This window comes from uncultured Aquimarina sp. (assembly GCF_947492405.1).
Lineage (GTDB): Bacteria > Bacteroidota > Bacteroidia > Flavobacteriales > Flavobacteriaceae > Aquimarina.
In genome coordinates, this window is sequence record NZ_CANLMP010000002.1 from 1,190,211 (window position 1) to 1,201,839 (window position 11,629).

The window sequence follows — 11,629 nt, forward strand, 5'->3', positions numbered from 1 at the left end:
TAACTTTGTAATCTAATTTTAAGATCATGATGTCATTAAGTGTATTTTTAGGAATGTTAGGCCCTTGGCAAATCGCCTTGATTGTTGCTGTGGTTTTACTTTTGTTCGGAGGTAAAAAAATTCCGGAATTGATGAGGGGTTTAGGAAGCGGGATCAAAGAATTTAAAGATGCCTCAAAAGAAGAAGAAGATCCTAATAAAATAGAAGAGAAAAAATAACCTATAGTTATATAGTAGTAAAAATGCCCAGCTTATATAAGCTGGGCATTTTTTATTGAATAAATCGTTGACTACTCAAAATAAGTTATACTAAAGTAATCAAAAAACCACAGTTGTTAACGATTTGTGAAAACATAAACTACTATTTAGGAATGCATCATACATTGCTCATTTACAACGAATAAATAAAAAAATTGTTCCCAAAAAACAACCATAAAACCTTAATTTTGACACATTAAACGTTTTGTTTTTACGGTAAAACCATAAAATTTGTGTATTTCATCGAAATAAAAAACCACTTCATCTAAAAGCTATTCATATGTTTTATTACATCGTTATTTCGTGTTAATTTTGAGTCAAATAAGTAAGTAACTTCATAAAGCCCCAAACTATGAAAACTATATTTTTTACCATCGTAATTTTATTTTCTTTCTCAAGTATTAGTGCGCAAGAGATTACTAATGAGAATACAACTACTGTTAAGGCATCAAAATCAGATTTTTATAACGCTCTTATAAAGGCAAATAACTTTGATATTACGATCAAGGAAAACAAAAAAGAAGTTACTAATACTACTAAAAAGGATTTTTATAATCTTTTATTAGAAAAAAACGGTTTTAATACTGATATTAAAAAAACAACAAGATTAACAAATCTTGTAAACAAAGAAGAAAATAAAAGAATCACTCAAAAAAATGCTACTGCAAGTTTACTACCATAATTAGCTGGGGCATAAAAATATAGTAAATACTCCTTTTTATCTAAAAGGAGTATTTTTTTTTAACTTTAATCTACCAAAGAAAGCTGAATTCTCTTCCTGGGTAAATCTATACTCATTACAGTAACCATCAGATGCTGGTTTAACTGAACTACAGCATTTACATCACTGATATATTCATTCGCTAATTTTGAGATATGTATCAATCCGCTTTCTTTAATACCGATATCTACAAAACATCCAAAATTAGTAATGTTATTTACTATTCCGGGTAATTTCATTCCGGCTTTTAGATCATTGATTGTTTTCACATTGGGATCGAATTCAAAAACAGTTGCTTTCTTTCTAGGGTCAACACCTGGTTTTTCTAATTCCTTCACGATATCATTCAGCGTTGGTAACCCTACATTGTCAGATATGTAATTCTGTAACTTGATATTGGTAATCGCTGTTTTATTTCCTATTAATTCCTTTAGCGGGACACCTACATCTTTTGCCATTTTAGAAACCAACTTGTATCGTTCCGGATGTACTGCAGAATTATCTAACGGATTATTAGGATCTGTAATTCTCAAAAAAGCCGCTGCTTGTTCATAGGCTTTACCTCCCAATCGTGGAACTTTTTTTAGTTCTTCTCTAGATTGTAGCGCTCCATTTTCTGATCTATAGTTTACTATATTTTCTGCTAGCTTATCCCCTATTCCCGATACATAACTTAATAACGGTGCGCTGGCGGTATTTACATTAATCCCTACACTATTTACGCAACTCATCACCACTGTATCGAGTTCGTTTTTTAGTTTGGTTTGATCTACATCATGTTGATATTGACCAACTCCAATTGCTTTTGGGTCTATTTTTACTAATTCTGCCAAAGGATCTGCCAATCTTCTTCCGATAGATACTGCTCCACGAACCGTTACATCATAATTAGGAAACTCTGCTCTTGCTATTTTAGAAGCTGAATATACTGATGCGCCACTTTCGTTAACCATAAACACTTGAATTGGACCTTCGAATGGAATTTTTTTAATAAAAGCTTCTGTTTCTCTAGCCGCTGTTCCATTACCTATTGCAATGGCTTCAATTTTATATGCATTTACTAAAGACTTAATCTTTTTTATTCCATTAGTAGTTTCACGCTGTGGTGGATGTGGATATATATTTTCATTATGTAATAAATCTCCTTGTTCATCTAAACAAACCACTTTGCAACCAGATTTAAAACCAGGATCTAATGCCAGAATACGTTTCTGTCCCAATGGAGACGCTAGCAATAATTGTTTTAGGTTTTGAGCAAAAACTATGATTGCATTGTCATCTGCTTTTTCTTTAGCTTGATTTAGTACTTCTGTTGAAATTGCCGGAGTGAGCAATCTTTTATATGCATCTGCAATCGCTAGAAACATTTGATCTGTGCAAGCTTCGATATTAGATTTGATCATAATATCATCTATAATATCTAGTGCATCATTTTCAGGAACCGAAATTTTTACTCGGACTATCTTCTCATTTTCTGCTCTAAGAATAGCCAATAATCTGTGTGATGGGCATTTTTGCAATGGTTCTTCCCATTCAAAATATTGTTGATACTTCTGTGCCTCTTCTTCGTCTTTTTTTGTTTTTACTACTGTAGAAGATATGGCTGCTCTGCGTTGATATAATCTACGAAGTCTATTTCTTACTGTCGAATCTTCATTGATCCATTCTGCAATAATATCTCTTGCTCCCTGTAAGGCCAGTTCTTCATTGATAATTGTATCGTTAAGATATTGAGAAGCTACAAATATAATTTCCTCTTCGCGTTGTTGCATTATAATCTTAGCCAGAGGTTCTAATCCCTGTTCTTTTGCTATAGAAGCTTTGGTCTTACGCTTTTTCTTATAGGGTAGATATATATCTTCTACTTCAGACAAAGTCTGTGCAGCTTCTATACGCTTTTGCAATTCGGGTGTTAGCGCTTCTTGTTCTTTGATACTAGCAATAACACTTTCTTTTCTTTTTTGTAAAGTTTCAAAATTGGTTTTATACTTTACAATTTCGCCAATCTCTACCTCATCCAGATTACCGGTCATTTCTTTACGATATCTAGAAATAAATGGAATCGTAGCTCCATCATCTAGTAATTCGATGGTTTTAGTGATTTGCTTTTCCGAAACAGGAACCTGTTTCGCTATAAAAGAAACAATATTCATTGGTTACATTTTTTTGAACCGCTAAATATATTATAAACCTTGTCTAATATCAAAACTTATTAGGAATTCGTCTTATCCTAATCATAAACATGTTTTGGATACATTTTGCTTCCATTGCATTACAACAAATATTTAAAATGGACGCCTCTTTCTATAATAATTATCTAAACGGGCAACGGAATAAAGAGTATTATCTATAAACCCCTCACCTTAATCCTCTCCCCAAGGAGAAGAAACTCTGTTTTAGAATTGCAAAGGTTAAACTTTACTAATCGAATTTAATGGTTTTAATAATCGCTTCTAACTCGAAGATATAGTTTCTTTTTCTTACTGATGGCGCCAGGACAAAACCTTCTATAACAAACTGCCTGTTGTTAGATACATCATCAATCACATAATTTACAAAAGGGCCTGCCATATATCTGTCTTTAATTTCCCAGGTTCCTTTGGTTTCAAAAGTAAACTTGTTATCTAAAGAGGTTTCATATAAATATGGTGCATATGCTTCTTCTGTTATGAATTTTCCAGAATTGGTAGGAATTTTTAATTGACCAATAGAGTCCCTTACTTGTATGATCTTAGCAATGGTATTAGAATCTTTTGGTATTGCTCCTAAAGGAAGTTCATAAATCATAAGGTTGATGTCTCCATTCTTGATGTCTTTACGCAACCAAAAAAACTTATCTTCTTCTTTAGCAATTCTATATGCAGATGGGATTTTCAGTGTAATGCCCATTTTCTCTTGCAATTGAGGAATGTATTCTACCGATTTTTTAATTCGATATTGTTTTTCTTTGGTTTCTATTTTCTTGTATTTAGCAATAATCCCATCGGATCTTTCCTGAATCAAACGGATAATTTCGCCTTCACTGGTACCAGTAATCACATAACCCAATTGAGGAGTCGCATATTTATTTTTTGCTACATATACTTTGGATTCTTCTCCTTTTTCTATTTTAAGAAACATTCTCCTTCTTCTGGCAATCCCTGTAAATGCATCAGCGGGCAATTGTCTCATAGAAAATAATGGTTCTTCTTGTGGTAAACCTGGGACTTCTGCCCCGAAATATTTACGTATGGTATCGCCTAAACTACCTGTCCATAACTCATTATCTATTACTACAGATAATTCGTTTATTTTACCTACGGATTGAGCAAGAGAGCCGTTTATTTTTTCTGAAGTGTCTTTTTTAGTTTCTGTACAGCTTACTATACATAATACACTGATGATGGCAAGAGCTAGTTTTTTCATAATACAAATATACTTGGGATGTGCTAATATCAAAAAAAATACTATCCATATAACGGATATAGTACTCTTTATGACATCATAAACCGTTCCAATTGTATTTTAGGAGTTTAAAAATCGTAACTATGAGCTAATAATAGATTACCGAATTACCGGGTCTGGATCAGATGGATCAAAAAGACAAGAAATAGATATATTGATATTTGGGGTCTTAACTGCACAAATATACCCTGTAGCTTTAAATGTATCGCCATTATCTACCTCTAATTCATATCGATATACTCTTGTGTCAAAATCTTCATCTGATATAGTTTCACTAAAATTTTGACTATCCTCAACACTAAAACCATCCGCTTCAAGAACTAGGTTGTTATTCAGGAAAAACTTAACGGAATTGTTAGGAAAATCTTCAAGACCTATAAAATAATATGTGTCATGAAATCCATCTCTATTTGGCGTGAAATATTTTGGTGGCTCAATTTCCTTTCCTTCTGGTAAGTTGTTTACTTGAATGACATAAGAATCTTCAGAACAGCAAGTTTTCTGTTCTATTGGAGCATCATCATCATTGTTACAACTTATTATACATAGTACACTGATGATGGTAAAAACTAGTTTTTTCATAATATAAATATACTTGGGATGCGTTACTATTAAAAATTATAATTAATCAAAGAGAGGATCGCCGAGATCAAAAGCGTTACAGCTATCTATATCACCGCCAGAAGATTTTACGGCACATATTGTTCCTCTAGCTTTAAAACTATCTCCGTTATCAATTATTAACTCATAGGTAAAAACCTTTTGAGTAAAAGAATCATTTACTAAGTCAATACCAAATACTTGATTCTGGTGATAATTATTTGTCTCAAAAACTAAAATATTATTTGAAAAAACTTTTATAGAGTTATTAGGATATGCTGCAAGACCAGCTATTATAAAAGCATCATTTACACCATCTCCATTAGGAGTAATTACATTAAAAATATTTATTTGCGTATCTCCAGAAAGATTATTTGTTTCAACAACCAAAGAATCTTCTCCACAACAAGAAAGACTATTGTCATTATCGTCGCTATTACAGCTAATTAAAAAAATAAGAGATGTTACAACTAATAAAAGTTTCTGCATAGGTTTAGTTCGATTGACTAAAAAAGTATTATTAAGACTTTGTTACCTTCAACTTCATACCGGGTTTAATTCCTGTACCACTGATATTATTCCAGCTTCTAAGGTTTTCGATAGAAACTCCTTTAAACTTTTGCGAAATACTCCATAAGGTATCTCCAGATTTTACGGTATACACTTCAGAACTTCCTGGATTCGAACTTGCAACAGCTGTTTTGGTAGTTGTTTTCTTTTTTGGCCTATCCACCACTGGTCGACGTGGATATATAGTTAATCGTTGTCCGATTCTAAGATTATTACTACGTAATCCATTCCATCTTTTGATTTGACTTACACGCACTCCATATCTTCTAGCAATTTTACCCAGAAAATCACCACTTCGTACCCGATATCTAATTCTATCATTGGCTTCGATAAACTTAGGGAGCGGTTTTTCTCGTTTATTAAATTCTGTTTGTGCAAGCGTATATATTTGATCTTCGTTTGTTACAAACGTACCTATTTGATCAAGTGGTAAACGTAGCACATAGTTTTCATCTTTAATATGCGGGATAATATCTAGTTTATATGAAGGGTTTAAAAACTGCAACTCTTCCATATTGATATCCATAACTTCGGAAACCTGATCCAGCGTAATCATCTGTTTTACTTTTACAGTATCCGTTTCGAAATATGCAAATTCTGGTCGTCTAGGCTTAAACCCGTGTTCTTCTGCATATTCAAAAATATACATGGTTGCCAAAAACGCAGGTAGATATCCAGCGGTCTCTCTAGGTAGATTATGACGAATATTCCAGTAATTCTTATATCCTCCACTTCGTCTTATTGCTTTAGTTACATTTCCTGGTCCGGAATTGTATGATGCTAATGCCAGATCCCAATCACCAAATACACGATAAAGACTGGCTAAGTATTTACAAGCAGCTTGAGTTGCCATAATTGGATCCATGCGTTCATCTACATATGAACTTACTTCTAATCCGAACATTTTTCCGGTTCCGAACATAAATTGCCATAAACCTGTTGCTCCAACTCTAGATTTTGCTCTTGGTTTTAATGCAGATTCTACAATTGCTAAATATTTTATTTCTAAAGGAATATTTTGATTATCTAATTCTTGCTCGAATAGTGGAAAGTAAAATTCACTTAAAGCCATTAGTCTTTCTAAATGCTCATGACGATTCTTAAGATAATTCTTAATGACACTTTCTAGTGAAGGATTATACTCCACGTTAAAAGGAGTACGTGCATTCAATTCTATCAATCTGGCTTTTAACGTATCTGTGGGAAGGTCTACATACTCTACTGGCTCATATTCTAGTTCCGTAACCGATTTATAGATTGTATCAAATAAACTGGAATTGTATAATTCTTGTTTCCAAATGGAATCTAATTGTGCCATTTTAGGATGATCCTTCGCAGTATACATCACACTATCTTTAACACTGGTTTTTGTAAACGTAGTGGTTTTTAGCTCTCCGATTGTACTAATCACTTTGGTCGTATCAATTACCTGAACAGTATCTTTTTTTAGTGTAAGTTCTTTATCAAGTGCTAATATTCTGGACGCTTTTGTATTCGTGGATGATGGGATGGTATCCTGAGCCTGAAGTGTACTCAGACAAAAAAGAAAACTAAGATATAACCAACAATTTTTAATCATTTTCGGATATTGTTTACAATTACTCAAACTAACGGATAATTTGGGGTGATTAGTACGATCTTTCAACAAGTTATCAACAACACCGACGCGAAAATCGCAATTTTTTTCTAAAATCCAAAAAATCAACAAGTTAAAAACATAAAAAAATCAGTCTAAATGACTGATTTTTAATAACTTTTAAATATACCAAGACTTTTCTTACAGAATTTTACACCTTATGTTGATTCGTAAATAATCTTGAGGAATTAATTTATAGAGCTAGATTCTGTTGTTGAGCAGAATAGCTTCCAACTAATTTCCAATTGCTGCGATACCTGGAAGTGTTTTTCCTTCTAAGCTTTCTAACATCGCTCCACCACCGGTAGAAACATAACTTACTTTATCCCCAAAACCAAACTGTTTTACTGCTGCAACAGAATCACCGCCGCCAACAAGAGAAAATGCTCCTTTTTCGGTTGCTTCTGCAATAGAATGCCCTAGTGTTATTGTTCCATTTGCAAAGTTTTCCATCTCGAATACTCCCAATGGTCCGTTCCAAAGTATTGTTTTGGAATTTAATATCACCTGATGAAAATTCTTTAATGTTTCTGGTCCTGCATCTAAGCCTTGCCAACCATCAGGAATTGCATCAACACTCATTGCTTTAGTATTCGCATTGTTATCAAAAGCATCGGCACCAATTACATCTACTGGTAAGTGTATTTGTACTCCTTTTTCTTCTGCTTTCTTTAAAATTTCCAAAGCCAGCTCTTGTTTATCGTCTTCACAAATAGAATCTCCTATCTGACCTCCTTGCGCTTTGACAAATGTATATGTCATTCCGCCACTGATGATAAGGTGGTCTACTTTATCTAAAATATTTTCAATAATGGTAATTTTAGAAGAAACTTTAGATCCTCCTAAAACAGCAGTAATAGGTTTTTCTCCGCTTTTTAATACCTTATCGATACTTTCTATTTCCTTAGCTAATAAAATTCCGAAACATTTGCTTTCTGGGAAAAACTGTGCTACGATTGTTGTAGATGCATGTGCCCTGTGCGCAGTACCAAAAGCATCGTTTACATAAATATCACCTAATTTTGATAGCTGTTCAGCAAAACCAGTATCTCCCGCAGTTTCTTCTTTATGAAACCTTAGGTTTTCTAGTAATAAAACTTCACCAGGATTTAATTGCGCTACAGCATCTTCCGCTTCTTGACCCACACAATTGGTTACAAATTTCACTTGTACACCTATTACTTGTGATACCTCATCTACAATGTGATTTAATGAAAATTCATCCTGAACTCCTTTTGGACGACCTAAATGAGACATTAAAACGGCGCTTCCACCATCTTCGAGCACTTTAATAATAGTTGGCTTGGCAGCTTCAATTCTGGTATTGTCAGTCACCTTAAAATTCTCATCTAGAGGAACATTAAAATCTACTCGAATTAATGCTTTTTTATTTTCAAAATTGAAATCATTGATTGTCTTCATCGGATTGGATTGATTTTTCGCAAACGAAAATAATTCTATTTCCTTAAAAACATTGAAAACTAATAGAAAAAGTGGTCTATTTTTTTTACAAACTTCCACTTTTATCGATTTTTAGCAAAAAGATGCTTTTCAATGAAAAAATCACATTTTATTTGTCTCCAATTATATCTAAACCCGTCTATAGATATTGTATGCTATTATATTAAAAATTAAAATTAATTCCACGATTAGTTTTTATATCCCTCATTCATGTTTCTCCCCAAAGGAGAAATGATAAAAGGTTAGTGGAATTAATTTTTTTAACCTTTATATAAATTATATTTGCTTTATGCTTTTTTCAGAAATATTAGGACTTACACATATAAAGAGCTACCTAACTACAAGTGTAGAAAGAGGTCGTATTCCTCATGCGCAACTTTTTGTTGGTCCTAATGGGAGCGGTACCTTACCCATGGCGATCGCCTACGCTCAATATATTTTATGTCAAAATAAGGATGGCGAAAACACTGGAGGTGTCCAATCTTGTAATCTAAAATTTGATCATCTGGCACATCCCGATTTGCATTTTGCATATCCTGTTGCCACCAATGATAAGGTAAAAAAACATCCTACGGCAAATCACTTTGCAGAGGAATGGAGAACCTTTATAAATGAAAATCCTTACGGAAGCATTTTCGATTGGTATCTTTTGCTAGGAATAGAAAAAAAACAGGGTCAAATCGGTGTTGATGAAGCATTAGATGTGGTAAAAAAACTATCTTTAAAAAGTTACGAAGGTGGTTATAAAGTGATGTTGATCTGGATGGCGAATAAAATGAATATTGCCGCTTCTAATAAACTGCTCAAGTTAATCGAAGAACCTCCAGAAAAAACAGTTTTTATTCTGATCGCCGAGGATGAAGAACAATTAATACAAACCATAAGATCCAGATGCCAGGTTTTACATTTCCCTCCTTTGGGAGAACAAGTGATTAAAGACGCCATAAAAGCATCAGAAAACCTCTCTGATGCAGAAGCGCTAAAAATTGCACATCAAGCTAATGGTGATTATAGTAAGGCATTACATTTATTACATCACGATGGTGGTGATGATCAGTTTGAGGATTGGTTTATACAATGGGTACGAACAGCTTTTAGAGCAAAGGGTAATAAATCAGCTGTTAATGATTTAATTAATTGGAGTGAGTCTATAGCGGGTTCCGGAAGAGAGACACAAAAGAAATTTCTAAACTATTGTTTGGATTTTTTCAGACAAGCGCTGTTATTAAATTATGGAGCTGATGATCTTGTGTTTTTAGAACCTCAAACCAATGGATTTAAACTTCAGAATTTTGCTCCTTTTATTCACGGGGCTAACATTATGGATATTAGTAATGAGCTTCAGGATGCGATCTATCATATTGAGCGCAATGGTAATGCAAAAATCATTCTAACTGATTTATCTATTAAGTTAACTAGATTACTTCATAAAAAAGCCGTTTAGGGCTTTATTTAATATTTTTTATTCTTATTCTTTATTACGACTTTTAGAGTTTGTTATTTTTCAAAACTAAACTCGACTTCATGGATAATTTTATGACTCACATTGTCTCTATTACAATCTTACTCTTCTTACTTATTACTTTTTTACAATCTGGTATTGATAAAATCACAGATTGGAAGGGAAACCTAAGCTGGTTAAAAGGTCATTTCTCTGCTACTTTTTTAAGCAATATTGTTCCACTAATGCTGGGTATCATCCTGATCATCGAAATAATTACGGCTATATTTTGCATTATAGGTATTTATCATTTGATTATTGATAATCACACTGGTTTTGCAATTGGAGCTATGTTTTCTGCTTGTATAACGCTATTAATGCTTCTTTTTGGGCAGCGTGTTGCCAAAGACTATCAAGGAGCCTTAACTATAACCTGTTATTTTATTGTGGCTATTTTTGGACTATATGTGATAAATTCTTAAAAGACAAAAAGTAAAAAAGAGCACTAGTTTAGTGCTCTTTTGTTTATTTCTAATAGGTACATCCACATTTACTTTGTCTACACCCAAAGTCTATACCAAGGGTAATCATATGCGATCCTGCGGCATTACTTGCATCAAATACCTCATTTACATTGATTTGATATCCATAGGCTACATAAAAGTTGGACTTTTTGATACCAATCATTGGTGATACTGATAGGGGTTTGAAATCCTGATCTACTAATGATCTAAGACTTACTCCTGCCCAATAGTAATCACCTCTATGCAATTTTCTTACTTTTAGATTTAAATCCGCTGTACTCCTTCCATCACCTGCAAAATTCTGATACAACACTGAAGGCTCTATCTCTATATCACTAAAACGATCATAAAAAGTATATCCTGAATACACAAAATAATTCTGTATCGATGAAGGCTCAGTTGGAAAAAAATCATCAATCTCTTTACGCAATAAATTTACGGCATTAGCACTTAAGAAAAAACGTCCTAATCGATACAATACTCCAATATCAAAATTAGAGTTATTCACAGTTACGTTCTCTAAGGATTCACTAGGTGGTAAATTAGGATCTCCATCATTAAACTGTGAGGTATCAATACCAAACTGAGTAAACTTATAACTAATACCAAAAGATAGATATTGATTAGTATACTCGTTTAACGTTAAGTGGTGTGCAAAAGATAGCTGAACACCCTTCTGTGTAGTAGCACCGTTTTGATCATTAAACAAGATAGCACCCACTCCCGAACGATCAGAGATACGTCCATCTATAGATATCGATTGAGTCCCTGGAGCATCTGCAATATCTACCCATTGTTCAAAACCAGAAGCACGAACCTGCCAACAATCACCGACCCCAGCATAGGCACTGGAAATCAAATACGGATTATCAGCGATATATTGGTTCTGAACTGGTGCAAAAAACTCCTGAGCATAACTTCTATTTCCTACTATAGTAATTAATAAAACTATAGCCATTATCATATGTCTTGTGT

11 protein-coding genes are annotated in these 11,629 nt (G+C 33.4%); 4 read left to right on the plus strand and 7 right to left on the minus strand.

Features of this window, described 5'->3' with window-relative positions; genetic code table 11:
• Nucleotides 1-26 precede the first annotated feature (26 nt).
• Together tatA and Q0829_RS11490 are read left to right on the plus strand one after the other, a co-directional pair.
• Nucleotides 27-218: a twin-arginine translocase TatA/TatE family subunit gene (tatA, locus tag Q0829_RS11485; RefSeq protein WP_027394483.1), complete on the plus strand. Its 192-nt coding sequence runs from the start codon at nucleotides 27-29 to the stop codon at nucleotides 216-218.
• Nucleotides 219-609: 391 nt separating this feature from the next.
• Nucleotides 610-939 carry a hypothetical protein gene (locus Q0829_RS11490; RefSeq protein ID WP_298542718.1) on the plus strand — a complete coding sequence of 110 codons (330 nt, stop codon included), beginning with the start codon at nucleotides 610-612 and terminating at the stop codon, nucleotides 937-939.
• A 65-nt stretch (nucleotides 940-1,004) separates the two neighbouring features.
• Here the strand turns inward: Q0829_RS11490 and Q0829_RS11495 are convergent, their stop codons facing one another.
• From Q0829_RS11495 to Q0829_RS11520, 6 genes are all read right to left on the minus strand, one after another.
• The gene (locus Q0829_RS11495) at nucleotides 1,005-3,131 is read right to left on the minus strand and encodes a Tex family protein (protein WP_298542721.1); all 2,127 of its coding nucleotides are present in this window, start codon (nucleotides 3,129-3,131) and stop codon (nucleotides 1,005-1,007) included.
• 268 nt (nucleotides 3,132-3,399) lie between these two features.
• On the minus strand, nucleotides 3,400-4,383 hold the full coding sequence (locus Q0829_RS11500) for a DUF4837 family protein (RefSeq protein WP_298542724.1): 984 nt from the start codon (nucleotides 4,381-4,383) through the stop codon (nucleotides 3,400-3,402).
• A 138-nt stretch (nucleotides 4,384-4,521) separates the two neighbouring features.
• Nucleotides 4,522-5,004, minus strand: a complete 483-nt coding sequence (locus Q0829_RS11505) for a hypothetical protein (RefSeq protein ID WP_298542727.1) — start codon at nucleotides 5,002-5,004, stop codon at nucleotides 4,522-4,524.
• A gap of 42 nt (nucleotides 5,005-5,046) precedes the next feature.
• On the minus strand, nucleotides 5,047-5,511 hold the full coding sequence (locus Q0829_RS11510) for a gliding motility-associated C-terminal domain-containing protein (RefSeq protein WP_298542730.1): 465 nt from the start codon (nucleotides 5,509-5,511) through the stop codon (nucleotides 5,047-5,049).
• A gap of 31 nt (nucleotides 5,512-5,542) precedes the next feature.
• Nucleotides 5,543-7,171, minus strand: a complete 1,629-nt coding sequence (locus Q0829_RS11515) for a LysM peptidoglycan-binding domain-containing protein (protein ID WP_298542733.1) — start codon at nucleotides 7,169-7,171, stop codon at nucleotides 5,543-5,545.
• A 291-nt stretch (nucleotides 7,172-7,462) separates the two neighbouring features.
• The gene (locus tag Q0829_RS11520; protein WP_298542816.1) at nucleotides 7,463-8,650 is read right to left on the minus strand and encodes a phosphoglycerate kinase; all 1,188 of its coding nucleotides are present in this window, start codon (nucleotides 8,648-8,650) and stop codon (nucleotides 7,463-7,465) included.
• Between the two features lie 328 nt (nucleotides 8,651-8,978).
• On the opposite strand from Q0829_RS11520, the gene Q0829_RS11525 reads away from it, so the two are divergent.
• Both Q0829_RS11525 and Q0829_RS11530 read left to right on the plus strand, forming a co-directional pair.
• A complete protein-coding gene (locus Q0829_RS11525) occupies nucleotides 8,979-10,133 on the plus strand; it encodes a DNA polymerase III subunit delta' (protein ID WP_298542735.1) in 1,155 nt (384 codons plus the stop codon).
• 80 nt (nucleotides 10,134-10,213) lie between these two features.
• Nucleotides 10,214-10,612: a DoxX family protein gene (locus tag Q0829_RS11530; RefSeq protein WP_298542737.1), complete on the plus strand. Its 399-nt coding sequence runs from the start codon at nucleotides 10,214-10,216 to the stop codon at nucleotides 10,610-10,612.
• A gap of 49 nt (nucleotides 10,613-10,661) precedes the next feature.
• Here the strand turns inward: Q0829_RS11530 and Q0829_RS11535 are convergent, their stop codons facing one another.
• Entirely contained in the window at nucleotides 10,662-11,612 is a 951-nt protein-coding gene (locus Q0829_RS11535) for a type IX secretion system membrane protein PorP/SprF (protein WP_298542740.1), read from the minus strand.
• Nucleotides 11,613-11,629 lie beyond the last annotated feature (17 nt).